Genomic DNA, 17,439 nt, shown 5'->3' with positions numbered 1-17,439 from the left:
TTATAAGGATTTATCATGGACGATTCACTGCATTTCACCCGACGTCGCGGCTTTTCTTTTGGCGCATTATCAAAAACCCATCTTGCGAAAAAACTCGCTTACCCTCTGATAGCAATGGGTTTTCTCTCATCCGCATCGGCTTGGGCAAATATGAGCGTCTATCCTATGGAAGTTACCCTGAATAACCAGGGTACGGCACAGGTCCAGACATTATCGCAGAGCGGTGAGGCGCAGTTTATTAAAGTCAGCATCAAGCGAATAGAGCGTCCTGCGACACCGTTTGAAAAAGAAATATTGGTTAACGATAGCGTTTCACAGTCGCTTATCGCCACCCCGGATAAGTTCGCACTGGCTTCAGGTTCACAACGCATCATTCGCCTGATTGCACTACAACCGCCGGAAAAAGAGACCGCCTGGCGTGTTTATTTTGAGGCTGTGGCTGCGCCGGATGAACTGAAAGATAAATCACCTCAGAATAATAACATCAGCAACCAAGTCGGCATCAATTTAGTTTGGGGCGTGCTGGTCCATATTCCGCCGCGCACGGCCTCGTTAGCTCTCAGCTCGACAACGTCGGGGGAAGTAAAAAACACAGGTACGGTACGCGTTGTGATTCGTGAAGTTGCGGTCTGCTCCAGACAACATATCAGCAGCAGCTGTCAGTGGAAAAAAGAACACGCGACGGTCTATCCGGATGAAACACTGCGCTTCAAAGCATGGCGTTCTGCAGAATTAAATGCAGCTCAGGAAATCAGAATAAAACATGTTGATCTTAACACGCGAAATATCAGCGAATACGTTATCGGACATTAGTCAGCATGTTCTAAGGGAATAACAACCTGTTGTTATAAAGCAGTTCACTACCAATAAGACGGTCATTCAAGGCCAGTACAAGGATTTTCACGGAGCTAAAAATGCAAAAATTAATTAAACCACTCGTCATCGCTGCTGCGTTAACGGCTGCATTTAATGCACAGGCTGTGCAGAAAGATATTACAGTGAATGCTAACGTCGATGCGACGGTCGATATGACGCAGGCAGACGGCACCGCATTACCGGGCACCATTAATATGCAATATATTCCGGGCCGTGGTTTGTCTACCTATTCACTGGACACCAAAATCTGGTCGAACTCGCAAACCGCAAATATCAACGTTGCGCTGGTGAGTGCTGCCCAGTTGAACGATACCGTCACCGGTACGGCGGTACCGTTGACCGTCACACTGGGCGCGGATTTAAAACGAATCACCACCACCGCGACAGCATTGACTTACGCCTCTCTGTTCCCGGCGGGGACCACCAATGGTTCGTCAGTACTGCCATTGAAAATCTCCCAGACTACGCCAGGCGTGCTGGCGACCGGCACCTATTCCGGTGTAGTCAGCTTATTAATTACTCAGGCCACCACGCAGAGTTAATTTGTCGGCATTGACTGAACAATTATTTCGGGGGGCCTTTCGCCCCCTTTGTTATTCTTTTTCAGCAGGACGCTGTAATGAAGGTTAATATCCGCGTTGTTTTAATAGCCTCTTTCATTACCCTGATCCCTTCCCTTTCAACCCGTGCTGCCACACAGGTTCCGCCTGGTTTTGAATCGCTGGTCACCGGCCAGACGCTGTGGGTCAACCTTTCTGTTTACGGGCAATCGCTCGGCCTTTTTGAAGCTTCGGTTTCACTTGATACCGTCACATTGCTAAAACCGCATGAGGTTGCACTGGCGGTGATGAAGCATTATCAAAAAGACCCGCAACAGGAAAAACGCCTGGACCAACTGATGCGTGAACCTCTGGCACGCAACGGCAACCGGGCATGCAGCAGCAACGGCGGCGCGGCGGGATGCGACTATCTTGAGACGGATTCTCTTGCACTGATCTATGACGAAAACAATGCCCGGGCGTCACTGTTTCTTGGTCCCGAATTTGTACCGCTTGCCGCAAAGCCTCACTCGCCCTATTACCAACAGACCGCAGAAACGGAAGCGGCATTTATTCATCAGCAGAATATCAATTTCGTCACTAATCGCGGTGATCAGACGTTATCGCTGCAGGGTGCGGGCGCGCTCGGATTCACTGAGAACAGTTATGCCGGCATTGACTGGGACTATCTCGCGCAGAAATACCGTCAGCAAAATCATCAGGAAGTGCGTTTCAATAACGTCTTCCTGCGCCGCGATCTGGGCAAACGCTATTACGTTCAGGCCGGACGCATGGATTCACGGGATATTTTCAGTAACGCCGGCGGCAACATTACCTTAAGCCAGCTGCCGCTCAGCACCATCGAAGGCGCGCGCGTGGGTTCGACTCTCGCCTGGGTGAACCGTGCGCAGGCGGCACAGGGCACGCCGGTAACGGTATTTATTACGCGTCCATCGCGTGTTGATGCCTATCGCGGTCAGCAACTGCTTGGCACGTTTTACCTCAATGCGGGCACGCAAAATCTCGATACCACCGCTTTTCCCAACGGCAGTTACGGCGTGACGCTACGCATCTATGAAGATAACCAGTTGTCACGCACCGAGCAGGTTCCTTTTAGCCGTACAGGCAATGCGACCAGCCAGAATATTGAATGGTTTGTACAAGGTGGCACCATCCCCGACCGCGAGGTTCAGGGCAACGGCACAGCGTCGGAAAAGGGTGCCGACCGCCGCGTGATGCAGGCGGGGGTTAAAGTCCCTGTGACGGAAGATGCCGCGCTAACCGGCGGTGTTGCCCTGACCAACCGCAACCGCTTTATCGAAAGCGCGCTCGACTGGAATCATGGATTCGACAACCTGCTGCTCGATGGCATTCTCACCACCCGCTTCAGCTACCTGAAAGGCAGTGAAGGCTCGCGCGGTAATATCCAGCAAGTCTCCTATAACGACGGATTCTCTCTGAGTTTTTACCGCAGCGCCCTGTATGCGCGGGATTGCTATAGCAACAACGGCGGGCAATACGGTTTCAGCGGTTGCTATCAGAGCAGCAGCCTGATGTTTAGCGTGCCGGTGAACAGCTGGTATCTGAATGCCGGTTATAGCGCCAGCAAGAATGAAGGTCGCAATGTGATCCCGGTCCAGCTGGATGATAACGCGGTCGTGCCGGTATGGGCGCGCCGTAACACCTACAGCAAAACGCAGACCACGACATGGCAGGCTGGCCTTGGCCGCGGCTTCAGCGTCAACGGCATCAATATTAATACCAGCGCCACTCTCTTTACGCGCTCCACCAGCAGCGGGATCACGCGCGATAACGGCGGCTTCCTCTCCCTTTCGCTTTCGCGCGTTAGCACGCCGGCCACCCAATCACCTTCAAACTACAGTTCGGTTGGCGTGACCTACCAGACCGATCGCAACAACAAAGATCAGGTTGGCTATAACGTGGCGCAAAACTGGTATTTCGATGCGCAGAACCAGCAGGAAATCGGCGTGAACCTCAACGGCAATCAGGAAAATACCCTGAATGCCTCCGTTTACGGCAAAACCGGCGGCGAATATGGCAGCGGCAGTCTGGCATTCAGCTCGGCATCTTCCCGTTCATCCGGTCAGCGTTTAAGCAGCAGCGGGAGTTATAACTCCTCATTGGCGGTGGCGCGTTCCGGCCTGTACTGGGGAAAATGGGGCAACGGCCTGCCCAGCGCGGCTGTCGGTCTGCACGTTGCGAGCAGCGATGAGAGTCGCGATAGCCGGGTGGACGTCTCCGTCGATGGCGCAGGCAGCGCCAGCTTGCACGGTACCGGCCGCACGCTGTTCAGCCTGCCGGCTTATACCCAGAGCACCCTTAGCATCAATGATTCCATTGAATCGACTGATGGGATACGCAGTGAAATCACCCAAGGGGCCGGACGACGCACGCTGTTTATCGCCCCGGGACGCATGCTGGTCAGTGAGGTGAATATTGTCTCACGCTATACCTGGCTCGGCAGGCTGATGATCAATCAACATATTCCGCTGGAAGGTGCCACGCCGCTGAATGTCGCCAGCTGGTCCGGTTTAGGTCAGGGCGGATTCAGCGCAGAAACCGATCACCGCATCAAAAATTTGTACATGGTGCGCGGCATGCAGATGTACCGCTGTGAAATGAAGGTGAAAAGCACTCACGACGTGGTGCGTTACGTCGGCGACAGCGACTGTAAACCCATTGAACTGGCCTCCATGCCTCAGGACGTGCAGCAGCGGGCAAAATTGCTGACGGCCACTCGCCGCTCGGATGAGGTGCCACTGGCACGCACCGCGCTTTCTTTGCAGGAACAACAATAGGGACTTTGGATGAAGAGTAGATTTCTCACCGCGCTGGCACTGTTATGGCTGATGGTGGGCACGCAGGCGCAGGCCGCCATGCTTACGCCTTCAGGGCGCAATACCAGCATTGCCGTCACCTTTGACCGCATGTCTGTACCGGCGCAATTGCCGATCTGGACCAATGAAAGTGGGGGTTACGATACTAACGACGCGCCGAAATGGGGGCGAAATACACTGGTTTGCCAGTCGCGCACCAACAATCAGTATGGCGCCTGCCTGACCTTTCCGGTGTGGCTGGAAGCGTCACCATCGCCGTATCCCGTGCCGGTGTTGTTTACCGAAAGCAGCACCAAACAGACGCGCGTATTGAACGTCTATCTCACCAAACGTCGTTCACTGAACAACGCGGTGGTGGCCACCAATTTGGTGCCATTGAATGCCTTTGGCGGCGCCGTCACACCGGCTGGCGATGGTACCGATTATTCGGCATATCTGCCCTCTTCAGAGCTGAGTAAATTTCCGTCGGCGGGCACCTGGAGCGCCACACTGAAAATGTCGCTGATGCAGTGGCCAGTCACTGGCTGCACCGGCAATTCCCAGAATGTCGATGTGGGATGCACTAACGTCACCAAGATGGGTGACTGGATCGCCACGATGACATTTACGGTGACGGACTACGGCAATCAGCAGATCTATTTGCCAGAGTTTGGCAATGCGGCCGCCAACGTTGACCTCGGTTTGAAAACCTTCCCCGGCGCGCGCGCCAGCACCACCGTTAGCGGCAGTCGCTCGCTGGATATGTGCCTGTATGATGGCAATAATTCTGACAGTAACCGGGTGAGCCTGATCTTTCAGGATGAAGGTGCAGCCGCGCCCGCCAGAGCCACGGGATTGTTTTCACTATATCTCAATGGCGCGGACAAAAATCTGGCGCAAAATCGTCTCGATTATGCGATTGAAGTGATCAATCCGCTGACCAAAGCGCGTCAGGTGGTTGAGAACGGTAATGAAATCATCTGGAGTGGCACCAATAGAGGGATATTGCGCCGAGTGGTGTTACCGGGACAGAGCAATTCGGTATTGTGCGTTCCGGCACCCATACAACTCATCACGCCGGCCTTCACCTTATCGTCAAAAACAGCGGGTCGTTATCAGGGGACGTTGAGAATTATCTATACCCCGACTACGCAATGACGTGGTCAGTAAGGACATTTCACGGGGTAATATGTCGTTGGCCGCGCATTATTGCGCGCCCAACGTTATTGGTCCACTGTATCGCTGGCTTAAAAGTTATTGGTAAAACGCTGATACAGATGCAGGCTATTTTTCAGATTAAGTTTTTTGACGATTTTGTTCTGATGGCTGTAGAGCGTTTTTTTGTTTTCACCGGTTATTTTCGCCACACCTTCAATGGATTCGTAAGTGAATAAGCAACACAGGAAATTAAATTCTTTCTTCGTTAAATGATTATTGACGACGGGAGAGGCGAATGACAGACCATTTTTATGGTGGCAAAGCCTGATGGCTAGCGTACTACTGATGAAGTCCGTCGACGATTTTTTATTGATAAAACAATCAGCATTGATGGCATGACTGCTGTAGTTAATTTTGTTTTTCTCTAAATCAGAAAAGAAAATCAGCGTCGCGTTTCGGGAGATCTTCAATTTTGTTAGATAACGAATATAAGTCAGCGCCGTACGGAAGTTTGCAGGTAAATCAAAAATAATGACGGGTGGAAGGCGGGTTATTTTATCCCGTTCACTGAGTCGAGTTTTCAATTCACCGATATTTTTACAGCAGGTAATAGTTGATTGTTCCAGAAGCGCAGATAAGCCCTGCTGGTGAAAGCAGGACTGATCCAGATAAAATACATCCATGATTAATTTCCGGTAATTATCCCTCATCCTGCGAATACTAGCGGCTTACCGGCAGAAATTAACTGTCCATTTTTGGTGCTAAGTGATTTACGCGCGCGCCGCGATGATACTGTCGGCCACGTTGCGAGGTGCTTCCGCATAATGCGCAAACTCCATGCTGTAGGTTGCGCGGCCTTGCGACATCGATCGCAGCGTGGTGGCATAACCAAACATCTCGGACAACGGCACTTCGGCGCGAATAATGCGCGCACCAAAGCGTTCATCCATGCCCTGCAGCGTCCCGCGCCGCGCCGAAAGATCGCCCATCACGCCACCGGCATACTCTTCCGGCGTCTCCACTTCCACCTGCATCAGCGGTTCAAGAATCACCGGATCGGCCCGTTTCGCGGCGGCTTTAAAGCCCAAGATTGCCGCCATGCGAAACGCCATTTCCGAGGAATCGACATCATGGTATGAACCAAACGTCAGCGTGGCTTTGATGTCCACCACCGGATAACCTGCCAGCACGCCGCTGTTCAGCGCTTCACGAATCCCCTTCTCCACCGAAGGAATAAACTCGCGCGGCACCACGCCGCCTTTGGTCGCATCTTCAAAGGCAAATCCGGCACCCGCCTGCTGCGGCTCCAGCGTCAGCACCACATGTCCGTACTGACCTTTACCGCCCGACTGGCGCACAAACTTGCCTTCGACTTCGCGCACCGTTTTGCGGATGGTTTCGCGATAGGTAACCTGCGGCCGACCGATGTTGGCTTCCACGCCAAACTCGCGCTTCATGCGGTCAACGATAATCTCCAGATGTAGCTCGCCCATGCCGGAAATAATCGTCTGGCCCGATTCCTCATCGGTGTGCAGACGGAACGACGGATCTTCGGCCGCCAGCCGCTGCAACGCCAGGCCCATTTTCTCCTGATCGCTCTTGGTTTTCGGCTCAATCGACAGCGAAATCACCGGATCGGGAAACTCCATGCGCTCTAGCGTGATCACAGCAACAGGATCGCACAGCGTTTCGCCGGTGGTGACCTCTTTTAACCCCACACAGGCGGCGATGTCGCCCGCATGAATCTCTTCGATCTCGATACGGTCATTGGCCTGCATCTGAACAATGCGACCGATGCGCTCTTTACGCCCTTTCACCGCGTTCCACACGCTGTCGCCTTTGCGCAGCACGCCGGAGTAAACGCGCACGAACGTCAGCTGACCCACGTAGGGATCGCTCATCAATTTGAACGCCAGCGCGGAGAAGGGCTCGCTGTCATCCGCATGACGTTCGTCGTGTTCGCCCTGCTCGTTGACGCCGCTCACTGCCGGTACGTCAAGCGGTGAAGGCATCAGTTCAATCACCGCATCGAGCATGCGCTGCACGCCTTTGTTTTTGAACGCGCTGCCGCACAGCATCGGCTGGATTTCACCCAGCAAGGTGCGCTGACGTAATCCGGCAATCACCTCGTCTTCACTGAGATCGCCCTGTTCCAGATAACGATCCATCAGTGCTTCGCTGGCTTCTGCCGCCGCGGCCACCATGTTCTCGCGCCACTCGGCGGCGAGTGCGTGCAACTCAGCAGGAATCGGGGCATAACTGAAACTCATGCCCTGGCTGGCGTCGTCCCAGTAAATAGCGCGCATTTTGTTGAGATCGACCACGCCGCTAAAGTGCTCTTCCGCACCGATAGGAATAACGATCGGTACCGGATTGGCATGCAATCGGTCTTTCATCATCTGCACGACGCGGAAGAAATCCGCACCCTGGCGATCCATTTTATTAACGAAGGCAATGCGCGGCACATGATATTTATTGGCCTGGCGCCACACGGTTTCTGACTGGGGCTGCACGCCGCCGACCGCGTCATACACCATCACTGCGCCATCGAGCACGCGCATAGAACGCTCAACTTCAATGGTGAAATCGACGTGTCCGGGCGTATCGATAATGTTGATACGGTGCGGCGTAAAGCTGCCATCCATGCCCGGCCAGAAGCAGCTCACCGCTGCCGAGGTAATGGTGATACCACGCTCCTGCTCCTGCGCCATCCAGTCGGTGGTTGCCGCGCCATCGTGCACTTCACCTAACTTATGGCTCATTCCGGTGTAAAACAGGATGCGCTCTGTGGTGGTGGTTTTACCGGCATCGATGTGCGCGGAGATGCCGATGTTGCGATAACGTTCGATGGGGAGGGTTCGGGGCATGATGCGTCCTTAGTCATTCGACTAGTCATGCGGCGCGCACCATTGCCCGCCGCTGCGCAACAGCCTAACCCCATTGTACGAGTAAATACGAACAGTTTGAGCCTTTTTTAAACATCGTTAGAATCTTGCAGCCGATTCAGCATTTACGGGCTGGAAAGCCATCGCCGGTCACTTTAAGGTAAGGCTTTCACTCTCAACAGGAAAATTGACCATGCGTATTCTGGTAGTCGGCGCCGGCGCCACCGGCGGCTATTTCGGTGCGCGTCTGGCGCAAGCAGGACGTGATGTGACTTTTCTGGTGCGCGAGCGCCGCTTTCAGCAGCTGCAGCAAACCGGTTTAGTGCTGAAAACACCCGCCCGCAGCGAAGTGATTCAGCCGCAGCTGGCGCAGGCCGGTTCGCTTGAAGGTCATTTCGATCTGATTATTCTGACGGTGAAAAGCTTCGGGCTGGAACAGGCGATGAACGACATCGCGCCCGCTGTCGGCCCAGACACGCTGATCATGCCAATCCTCAACGGCATGCGGCATATCGATACGCTGCGTGCGCGCTTTGGCGACAAGGTGATTGGCGGCTTGTGCAAAATCAACGCGACGCTGGGAGAAAACGGCGAAGTGGTGCAGATGACGCCGCTGCACATCCTTTATTACGGTGCGCTGGATGGCAACAACGATGTGCGTTTGCAGCGCGTGGATGAAACGCTGCGCGCGGCGCAGTTTGATACCGTGTTTGCCGACAACATCATGAGTGAGCTGTGGGAAAAATGGTTGCTGCTCAGTACGCTGGGTGCGGTGTGTTGTATCGCGCGTGGCAATACGCAGCAGGTGCTGACATCCCAAGGCGGCGAAGCGTTACTGCAGACGATTTTTGGCGAAGTGTTGTCGGTGCTGAGTGCGGAAGGTTATCAGCAGCGCCCGGCAGTGACGGCGAAGATTTATGAGACGCTGAACAACCCCAAAGCGGCAATGACCTCATCCATGTACCGTGATTTAACCCAGGGCTTTGAGATTGAGGCCGATCAGGTGATTGGCGATCTGCTGGTGCGCGGCGCGCGCAGTGGCGTCGTGACGCCGTTGCTGAACGCGGTGTATGTCAATTTGCAGGTGTATGTGCAAAATCGATAACAGCGGTCGCCATATATGGCGTAATGCTCGTCAGTTAAGCGCCGTATCAAATCGCCGCACCTTCCGTAGCGGCACGATTTATCGCGCAATGAATTGCGCCGCTACATTGTGTGCACTCGGTAATGAGGATTTTCATCTCTTAAATGACGAGCATTAGCCATTTATGGCGACAAGGACACCATCCTTGTGCAGCCATTGAAACGGTCGTCATTAATGACGACCCTACGCCAAATAAATTGAGCCGCTACGGGAATGCGCGATCATTTGTTACAACCGTGACTGCACGCCCGGCAGCTGCTTCAGACGCTGCCATCCTGCTTCCACTTCTTCCGGGATCTCTACGTGGCCAAGGAAGCCGCTACCGCGCGGCCCGTAGCCGTTTTCGTCATCGCGCAGGCGCTGGATTTCCCCCATCAGCAGCGACAGAAAACGCTCCATCGACCACAATCCCTGCGGCGGCGCGCCGATAATGCGCAGCATGCCGGCATCCATCATTACCTGCGGTACAAAAACCGGCCAGCTAATAAACTCCGGCGCATCCGCGCGATCGCGCCACTGATAGCGGAACGTTTCCAGGGTGCGACGCTGCATCAGCGGATCCTGCACCAGCAGCACACGCTGCGGCTGCCAGCTGTGCTCATCCAGTAACTTTTGGCTCAAGGCAGCGTTTTCACCACAGTTGCGTGAGGCGGTTTCCAGCAATAGCAGTTCATCCGGCAACGCGGCAAATACGCGGGCTACATCGCCTAACAACTCGGCTTCGCTTTTGCCTTTGCTGTCGATTTGGCGATACAGCGGATGCGACGCCAGCATCTCCACCAGTAGCGAAGTTGAGTGGCCTATGCCGCCGCTGATCAATAACGGCAGCTGATACTTTTTCGCTACGGCAATCACGGCTTCCACGTTTGGTAACACGGCATGACCGGCAAGAATCGCTAAATCGATGTCGAGCGTGCCATCTTGTGGCATCTGATCCAGCGCCAGCCAGGCCGCCAGGGTATTGATATCCTGAATCTGATCGTTATTAAGCTGCATCCGGCTCTCCTCTTTTTACCTTTGGCAGTGTAGCGGCTTAAGTACGTGTCGGCAGGGAAAAATTTGCTACACTCGCAGCTTAATCTTCAGGAGAGATTCATGACTGCGCGCTCCGTAACCCTCGACGATGTTGCTCATCTGGCTGGGGTTTCTTATCAAACTGTTTCCCGCGTCCTCAACCATTCCGAACAGGTTTCGCCGCGCACCCGCGCCAAAGTAGAAGCCGCGATGCAGCAGCTCAATTATGTGCCGAATCGCGTGGCGCAGCAGCTGGCAGGTAAAAATACTCGCACGCTGGGCCTCGCCACCAGCGATTTGGCCTTGATGGCGCCGGCACAGATTGCCTCGGCGATTCAGCAACGGGCGGCGGCGCAGGGTTATCATCTGGTGATTGCCATGGCGAATACCGGCAGCGCGCCGCAGGACACCGTGCATGAACTGCTGGCGCAGCGCGTGGATGCGTTGCTGATCAACCTGCCGCTGGATGCCACGCAAGCAGCGCAGATCCAGCAGCAGTGCGATAACAAGCCGGTGCTATTTCTTGATGTGGAGCGCAGCGCTGAGGTCGCGCAATGCCAGTATCAAAGTGAATCTGGCGCACAACAGGCAGTCGATCACCTGGTGGCGCTCGGTCATCAACAGATTGGCGTGTTGAATGGCCCGGCAAGTTCTGCTTCGGCGCGTGCACGTTTCGCTGCGTGGCAGCAGGCGCTGGCGGCGCATCAGCTGACGCCGTTCTGCGTGCTAAGCGGCGACTGGAGCGCGGCATCGGGTTATCAGGCGCTGCTGACGCAGTTGCACGCCCCGCTGCCACAGGCGCTGCTGGTCGCCAACGATCAGATGGCGCTCGGCGCGATGCGCGCCCTGCATCAGCATGGCGTGAAGATCCCAGCGGAAATGTCGCTGATTGGCTATGACGATACGGCGGAAAGCGCGTGGTATCAGCCGCCCTTAACTACTGTGCGTCAGGATCTGCAGCAGTTGGGCACCGTCAGCGTTGATCGGTTGCTGGCGCAGCTGGAAGGCGGCGATGTGGTAGAGAGGACGCTGAAAACTGAATTGGTATTGCGTGAAACCACCGCGGCGCCGCAGCAGGATGGCGTGGATGTGGCAGAGATTGCCCAGCAGTTGCAGGCGCTGGCGCGCAAGTTGAAGCGCACCTCATAAATAGGTGAGGTGCGCGTCTGGTCGCCATGAATGGCGACCCTACGAAAGCGCGAGTTTTACGGCGTCTTCTGCGTGGATCAACGTAGTATCGAACAGCGGAACGCTGGCATCTTCCGCCTTCACCAGCAAGGTGATTTCGGTGCAGCCGAGAATAATCGCCTCTGCGCCCTGCTCCACCAGCTCGGCAATAATCTTGCGGTAGTGCGCGCGTGATTCATCGCGGATCACGCCAAGACAGAGTTCCTGATAGATGATGTCGTGCACCACTTTGCGTCCGGCTGCATCAGGCACCAGCACGTCAATCTCCGAATGATTAAGTCGGCCTTTGTAGAATTCCTGCTCCATGGTGAACGCCGTCGCCAGCAAACCGACTTTTTTCACCCCCGCCTGACGGATGCGCTGTGCCGTGGCATCGGCGATATGCAGCAGCGGAATGCTGACCGCATCGGTGATCTGTTGCGCGACTTTGTGCATGGTATTGGTACAGAGCACGATAAAATCTGCGCCGCCTTTCTCCAGACTGATCGCCGCTTGCGCCAGGATCTCACCCGCTTTTTGCCACTCGCCTGCGGCCTGCAGCTGTTCGATTTCATGAAAATCGACGCTGTACATCAGGCTACGCGCGGAGTGCAAACCGCCCAGTTGCTGTTTCACTTGCTCATTGATAATGCGGTAATAGAGCGCGGTGGATTCCCAGCTCATGCCGCCAATCAAACCGATCATTTTCATCTGCTTAACTCCGTTTTAAACCTGCTGCTCAGCACTGTAAGCGAAAAAGCCAAAGCGCGCGATAAATCCCGCCGCTACGGAAATATGCCATGTTCCTGTCGCGACGCCATTTATTGCGCAACCTTTTCCGGCCAGCGCGCTGACGGAAACAAGGTTAAGCGGATATTAAACAGGTGGAACATCGGTGCAAATAGTGTGTTTTCCTGCATCGCCGCCGTTTCCAGCCGCAGCAACAACGTATTCAGTTCCGCCAGCAATTCTGGCGGCGGCGAGGTTTGGAGCGACTTCAACCTGCGCTTAAGAAACTGGCTTAACTCATGAAACATCGCCGCGCTTTCAATGTGATGGGCGAGCAGCAGCTCTCGATGGCGCGTGTAGTAGTCATAACAGTTAGCGCCCAGCCAGGCTTCAGCGATCAGATTACCGCCGGAGACCAGTTCCGGCACCGGATCGACGCGTTTACGCGGCAGGATGATGTTGACCTTATCCAGCGTGCGCGAGACAAACTGCTGACGCGCGGTCAGCGTGACACTGTTGAGCCGCACCGTGGCGATAAACTGCAGCAGATCGCGAATACCTTTGCGCACCGCGCGTTTGGCCGTCCACGACGGACGCTTGTTGCGGATCAGCGCCGTGATCACCACCGCGAAAGTAATGCCCACCAGCGTCGAGATAATAGCGTTCACTATAAGCTGTAAATCGGGTTTGAAGTTGTGGCTCATGCCAATCAGGCCGGGAATCTGCGTGGCAACAATCAGGCCAATCAGGTTGGTGGAAGGATTGGCGATCACCAAGCCCAGCGCCAGCAAGCCCGGCGCAAGGCAGATCACCAGCGCTTCGAAGGTTACCGCCTGCGGGATCAGCAAGGTGATATACAGCAGGCTGATCACCACGGAGATCAGCACGCCTTTGAGGAACAGCTTCATCGGCGCAATTGGGCTGTCCATCCCGGCGAAGAAGGAGCAGAGCACCGCGGCCATCATCGGCGCGGTGGCGCCATCCACCCAGCCGCTGCCAATCCAAAATACGCAGGTGACGAAGGTGGCGATAAAGGCGGTAAACGATGACAGCAGCAACAATCCCTTATCGACGTGTTTGTGCGCGCGCGCCATCTTTCCGGCTTTTACCGCAGGCGTCCACTCACTAACGCGCTCGCTAACGCTGTGATACGCATCGACAATCCGCACAAAATTAAGCAAGCGCTCCAATAATCCCAACAGCAGAATACTCTCTTCGCTGTTGAGCCTGCCCTCTTGCCACGCCCGTTTCAGTTGATCCTGTGCCTGGCTGAGTTTTTCGCGCACCGGCAGTTGATCCTCTCCGTTCAACCACAGTAAGCATTGCTGGAAGACATTGGCAATGTAGTCGGGAAAACGGATTTGCTGCTGAGCCAGCAGATTCAGGCGTGATTCGATTGCCGTCAGCGTGGGGATGAAATAAGACAGATGCTGATACTGTACGCTGACTAAGCGCACCAGCCGCCGCGCGGCATCGCCTTCATAGACGCAGTGGGTGATCAGCGTTTCGACGTTAAGCGGGTAGTTGGCCATCTGGATCAGAATATCTTCGCGTTCCACCGACTTCTCCGCTGGCATCGCCGTGACCAGTTCGCTGCACAGCTTGCGCGCGTTCTGGTACCACAGATTGACGCTCTGCTCTAACAGATTACGCATCGAGACCGGCCACAACAGGCGATGCACCAGGCTGCTGCAGACGATGGCGACGGTGATCTCCTCAACGCGGGAAATCACCGTGTAGGTGATGGCCGATGGCGACACCACATCGGGAAAACCCATAATTGCCGCGCTGTAACCCGCCAGCATAAATACATAGCTCTTCGGCGTGCGGTCGTGCAACGAGAGATAAAGACATACCGCCACCCAAAGCGAGATGCATAAGCTGAACAGCAGCGGATCCTGCACTGTGGCGGGATAGATCAGCAGCGTAAACAGGCCACCCAATAGGGTACCGAAGAAACGGAAAACCGATTTCGATACCGTCGATCCCGAATAGAGCTGCGAGGCAACGTACACTGTAGTCAGTGACCAGGCCGGTTTATCCAGATTGAGTTCCAAAGCAATGTAAAAAGCCAGAAAAGCAGCAAGACAGGTTTTGGCAGAAAATAGCACTGCGCTTTTTGAAAACCACTTCATAGAACAGGTGAAACCTTATGCCAGCGGCGGGATTGCTTATCCTGACAGAAGCTTTTAGTAATGGCTTTTTGATTTGTTATACAAATTATTACCGTGCTAATTATGTAGGCATCTATGGAAATCCAGACGCGTTTGCTGATTACAGTAAATGATCCAGATCACATAAATAAAAGTTATAAGCGATCGAAATTAGTTATTTATTGGTTATATAAGGGCTTTGCTAAGGTGGCAGAAAAACCACGAGAGAATCATTATGAAAGCAACACTTCCTGTCATGAGCGCTTTAGCTCTCAGTTTTGGCCTGCTCTCCACACATGCCTTTGCCGCTAACCCAGAAACCGTCACTATCGGCTATCAGAAGGCCAACATCTTTGCCCTGCTGAAATACCGCGGCACTTTGGATGAAACCTTTAAAAAGCAAGGTATCGCTATCCGCTGGGTGGAATTCCCCGCTGGCCCGCAGATGCTGGAAGGCTTAAACGTCGGCAGCATTGATTTGGCGGCTACCGGCGATGCGCCGCCCGCTTTCGCACAGGCCGCGAAAGCCGATTTGATCTATCTCGGTCATTCACCGGCTAACCCTAAAACTGAAGCCATCGTGGTACCGAAAGAGTCGGCGATCAAGCGCGTGGCCGATTTGAAAGGCAAACGCGTCGGCCTGAATAAAGGCTCTGACGTGAATTATCTGCTGGTGAAAGCACTTGAAGATGCGGGACTTAACTATAAGGACGTTACGCCGGTTTATCTGCCACCCGCCGATGCGCGCGCTGCCTTCCAGAAAGGCGCGATTGATGCGTGGGTGATTTGGGATCCGTACCTGGCAGAAGTGGAAGCCAATGCCGACGCACGTGAAATCCGCAATGCAGAAGGATTAGTGCCGCATTACACCTTCTATCTCGCCAGCCGACCGTTTGCCGAAGGTCATCCTGATACCGCGAAGCAGGTGGTGGATGAGCTAAGCAAACTCAGCGATTGGGCGAATAAAAATCCGGATGACGCGGCGGCGATTCTGTCGAAATCAACCGGCCTGGATAAAGCTATCTGGCAAACCACGATCAAACGTCTGCCTTATGGCGCGTCACGCATGTCGCCGCAGGTGTTTGATGAGCAGCAAGCGTTAGCAGATACCTTTACACGTGTAGGTCTGTTGCCGGTAAAAGTAGATGTGCGCAGCGCGACCTGGTCGCTGGATAAGAAGTAAGTCGTCCAATGCATCTCTCGTAGCGGCGCGATTTATCGCGCCGCTACCATGTGTGCGCTCGGTAATTGCGGTTTTTATCTCTTAACTGACAAGCATTAAGCCATTTGTTATCTGCCTTCATATTCGCTGGCAATCACCTGCACCTGACCCGCTTCGGCTTCAGCCAGCATTCGCCGCCACAATCTGCATTACATCACTGTTCACATGGGCAACATATGCTGATTGCAGTGAATGTGTCGCGTGGTGTTGCCAGTAAGCTCATGGTAACTCCTGATGTGAAAGATCGTCGATGTCGTGGCGCGTGGGCTCGTGGCGCACCGCCAGCAGGAAGAAGATCGGAATGATTGCCGCCAGCGAAACCACCCAGAACATGTTGGTGCCGAGCGCGGCCTGCAGCATCGGCAGGATGAACAGCGCTAACGCACTGCCGATGCCGGAAAGTGCACGACTGAAGCCCACGCCGGTGGCGCGGATAGAAGTGGGATAGGAAAGCGCCGGATAGACCATCAGCTGCGCACCCGGACCGAATCCTTCGGCAAACAGCCACAAGCCGAGCATCAGCACCGCGAAGACAATGCCGGCGATGGCTTCAGGATGACCAATCAACGCCAGCACGATCAGCGCAAAGAATTGCAATGCAAACCCGGCAATCGCAACGTGCCGCGACGGATATTTCCATGCCAGACGCATGCCGAGCAGCCCGCCGGTAAAGGCGAACAGCGCGTTAAGTCCCAGCGATGCCGAGATGGTTTCAAATACACCCGCGCCAAGGAACTGCGCCAGTATCGACGGCAGGAAGAACGCAATGGCGGTGTATTCAAACGAGATGCAGATGTTCATCACGCCCGCAACAATGGTGCGTTCGCGCCACGGTTTCTCAAACAGCACGCGGAAACTCACTTTCGGCGCCGCAGCAGCCGGTGGCGCCTGGTGTTCCGCTTCGTGCGCATGAATGCCGTAGGAATCACGCAGAATGCGCACCGCGGATTTCAGATCACCCTGATTCGCCGCCCACAATGGCGATTCGTTCATAAATTTGCTACGCACCGCGATGATCAGCAGCGCTGGCACCGCACCGAACAGCAACGACGCGCGCCACAGCCAGTCAAGATGTTCTTTCGGCAGCAGGAAGTAGAGCGCGAAAATCAGCAGGAAGCATACCGTTGAAGCGGCGTACCACATTGGGCACCAGGCCGCGAGTCTGGCAGCTTTGTTGCGATTACCGGCAAATCTGGAGAACTCCGCCAGATACGACATCGCCACCGGCAAATCGATTCCAACACCTACGCCCATCAAAAAGCGCGCGCCAATCAGCACCCAGACGTTCGGCGCTAAGCCCGCCGCAATCGCCGAAACGACAAAGAACAGCATGTCGGCCATAAACACCGAATAGCGGCCATATTTATCCGTCAGCCAACCGCCCACCAAATTGCCGACAATGGTGCCAACCATAATTGAGGAGGTGACTAACCCGGTGATCAGCGGCGAGAGTTGAAACTCGCGCACCACATCATCGATGCCGTACGAAAGCGTGGTGAGATCGTAGGCGTCGAGGAACACGCCGCCGAGCGCGAGGAACACAATCATGCGCGCGTAGTTGTCATTTTTACTGCGGGTGTTGATAAGCCTGGCCACGTCACTGACCGAACGTACCGGTTCGGAAACCGGCAGGGTGTTTTCTAAAGGAAGTGAACTCATAACGCCTCACGTTGTTGTTTTGTAGTGCAGGTGAGGTTTTTATAAGGGGTTTATTG

13 protein-coding genes are annotated in these 17,439 nt (G+C 54.6%); 7 read left to right on the top strand and 6 right to left on the bottom strand.

The features are described from left to right. Positions 1-15 precede the first annotated feature (15 nt). The 4 genes from AC6I8K_RS18935 (at position 16) to AC6I8K_RS18920 (ending at position 5,410) form a co-directional block, all read left to right on the top strand. Positions 16-813: a fimbrial protein gene (locus tag AC6I8K_RS18935; RefSeq protein ID WP_497827278.1), complete on the top strand. Its 798-nt coding sequence runs from the start codon at positions 16-18 to the stop codon at positions 811-813. 101 nt (positions 814-914) lie between these two features. Next, positions 915-1,418 (top strand): CS1 type fimbrial major subunit, encoded by a 504-nt coding sequence (locus AC6I8K_RS18930; protein WP_064741403.1) that lies wholly within the window; start codon positions 915-917, stop codon positions 1,416-1,418. A gap of 77 nt (positions 1,419-1,495) precedes the next feature. Beyond that, positions 1,496-4,234, top strand: coding sequence for a TcfC E-set like domain-containing protein (locus tag AC6I8K_RS18925; protein WP_497827277.1), 2,739 nt, complete (start codon positions 1,496-1,498; stop codon positions 4,232-4,234). Between the two features lie 9 nt (positions 4,235-4,243). After that, on the top strand, positions 4,244-5,410 hold the full coding sequence (locus AC6I8K_RS18920; RefSeq protein WP_483818133.1) for a CblD like pilus biogenesis initiator family protein: 1,167 nt from the start codon (positions 4,244-4,246) through the stop codon (positions 5,408-5,410). Between the two features lie 89 nt (positions 5,411-5,499). Here AC6I8K_RS18920 and AC6I8K_RS18915 read toward each other — a convergent pair whose 3' ends face one another. Together AC6I8K_RS18915 and fusA are read right to left on the bottom strand one after the other, a co-directional pair. Beyond that, on the bottom strand, positions 5,500-6,093 hold the full coding sequence (locus tag AC6I8K_RS18915) for a LuxR family transcriptional regulator (protein WP_483818134.1): 594 nt from the start codon (positions 6,091-6,093) through the stop codon (positions 5,500-5,502). A gap of 87 nt (positions 6,094-6,180) precedes the next feature. Continuing rightward, on the bottom strand, positions 6,181-8,277 hold the full coding sequence (fusA, locus tag AC6I8K_RS18910; protein WP_483818135.1) for an elongation factor G: 2,097 nt from the start codon (positions 8,275-8,277) through the stop codon (positions 6,181-6,183). 211 nt (positions 8,278-8,488) lie between these two features. Between fusA and AC6I8K_RS18905 the strand changes: the two genes are divergently transcribed. Then, positions 8,489-9,400 carry a ketopantoate reductase family protein gene (locus AC6I8K_RS18905; protein WP_483818136.1) on the top strand — a complete coding sequence of 304 codons (912 nt, stop codon included), beginning with the start codon at positions 8,489-8,491 and terminating at the stop codon, positions 9,398-9,400. A 267-nt stretch (positions 9,401-9,667) separates the two neighbouring features. Here the strand turns inward: AC6I8K_RS18905 and AC6I8K_RS18900 are convergent, their stop codons facing one another. After that, positions 9,668-10,435 (bottom strand): YdcF family protein, encoded by a 768-nt coding sequence (locus tag AC6I8K_RS18900; RefSeq protein ID WP_497827276.1) that lies wholly within the window; start codon positions 10,433-10,435, stop codon positions 9,668-9,670. A gap of 99 nt (positions 10,436-10,534) precedes the next feature. Here AC6I8K_RS18900 and AC6I8K_RS18895 point away from each other — a divergent pair, with 99 nt between their 5' ends. After that, entirely contained in the window at positions 10,535-11,602 is a 1,068-nt protein-coding gene (locus AC6I8K_RS18895; protein WP_483818138.1) for a LacI family DNA-binding transcriptional regulator, read from the top strand. 39 nt (positions 11,603-11,641) lie between these two features. On the opposite strand, the gene AC6I8K_RS18890 is transcribed toward AC6I8K_RS18895, so the two are convergent. Beyond that, positions 11,642-12,331: an aspartate/glutamate racemase family protein gene (locus tag AC6I8K_RS18890; RefSeq protein WP_497827275.1), complete on the bottom strand. Its 690-nt coding sequence runs from the start codon at positions 12,329-12,331 to the stop codon at positions 11,642-11,644. Between the two features lie 110 nt (positions 12,332-12,441). Further along, positions 12,442-14,484, bottom strand: a complete 2,043-nt coding sequence (locus tag AC6I8K_RS18885) for an FUSC family protein (RefSeq protein WP_497827274.1) — start codon at positions 14,482-14,484, stop codon at positions 12,442-12,444. A 274-nt stretch (positions 14,485-14,758) separates the two neighbouring features. Here AC6I8K_RS18885 and AC6I8K_RS18880 point away from each other — a divergent pair, with 274 nt between their 5' ends. Further along, on the top strand, positions 14,759-15,685 hold the full coding sequence (locus tag AC6I8K_RS18880) for a sulfonate ABC transporter substrate-binding protein (RefSeq protein WP_497827273.1): 927 nt from the start codon (positions 14,759-14,761) through the stop codon (positions 15,683-15,685). Positions 15,686-15,943: 258 nt separating this feature from the next. Here AC6I8K_RS18880 and AC6I8K_RS18875 read toward each other — a convergent pair whose 3' ends face one another. Continuing rightward, positions 15,944-17,383 (bottom strand): MFS transporter, encoded by a 1,440-nt coding sequence (locus tag AC6I8K_RS18875; protein ID WP_497827272.1) that lies wholly within the window; start codon positions 17,381-17,383, stop codon positions 15,944-15,946. Positions 17,384-17,439: the final 56 nt, after the last annotated feature.

The sequence above is a fragment of the Pantoea sp. X-Soil-ISGK-421 genome (genome assembly GCF_059730785.1).
This window is presented reverse-complemented; position numbering and strand designations above follow the sequence as displayed.

Excerpts from the sequence above, each read along its gene's own strand:
- AC6I8K_RS18880 (WP_497827273.1), top strand. The coding sequence starts at position 14,759 with ATGAGCGCTTTAGCTCTCAGTTTTGGCCTGCTCTCCACACATGCCTTT.
- AC6I8K_RS18925 (WP_497827277.1), top strand. The coding sequence starts at position 1,496 with ATGAAGGTTAATATCCGCGTTGTTTTAATAGCCTCTTTCATTACCCTG.
- fusA (WP_483818135.1), bottom strand. The coding sequence starts at position 8,277 with ATGCCCCGAACCCTCCCCATCGAACGTTATCGCAACATCGGCATCTCC.
- AC6I8K_RS18895 (WP_483818138.1), top strand. The coding sequence starts at position 10,535 with ATGACTGCGCGCTCCGTAACCCTCGACGATGTTGCTCATCTGGCTGGG.
- AC6I8K_RS18920 (WP_483818133.1), top strand. The coding sequence starts at position 4,244 with ATGAAGAGTAGATTTCTCACCGCGCTGGCACTGTTATGGCTGATGGTG.
- AC6I8K_RS18875 (WP_497827272.1), bottom strand. The coding sequence starts at position 17,383 with ATGAGTTCACTTCCTTTAGAAAACACCCTGCCGGTTTCCGAACCGGTA.
- AC6I8K_RS18885 (WP_497827274.1), bottom strand. The coding sequence starts at position 14,484 with ATGAAGTGGTTTTCAAAAAGCGCAGTGCTATTTTCTGCCAAAACCTGT.
- AC6I8K_RS18905 (WP_483818136.1), top strand. The coding sequence starts at position 8,489 with ATGCGTATTCTGGTAGTCGGCGCCGGCGCCACCGGCGGCTATTTCGGT.
- AC6I8K_RS18890 (WP_497827275.1), bottom strand. The coding sequence starts at position 12,331 with ATGAAAATGATCGGTTTGATTGGCGGCATGAGCTGGGAATCCACCGCG.
- AC6I8K_RS18930 (WP_064741403.1), top strand. The coding sequence starts at position 915 with ATGCAAAAATTAATTAAACCACTCGTCATCGCTGCTGCGTTAACGGCT.
- AC6I8K_RS18900 (WP_497827276.1), bottom strand. The coding sequence starts at position 10,435 with ATGCAGCTTAATAACGATCAGATTCAGGATATCAATACCCTGGCGGCC.
- AC6I8K_RS18915 (WP_483818134.1), bottom strand. The coding sequence starts at position 6,093 with ATGGATGTATTTTATCTGGATCAGTCCTGCTTTCACCAGCAGGGCTTA.
- AC6I8K_RS18935 (WP_497827278.1), top strand. The coding sequence starts at position 16 with ATGGACGATTCACTGCATTTCACCCGACGTCGCGGCTTTTCTTTTGGC.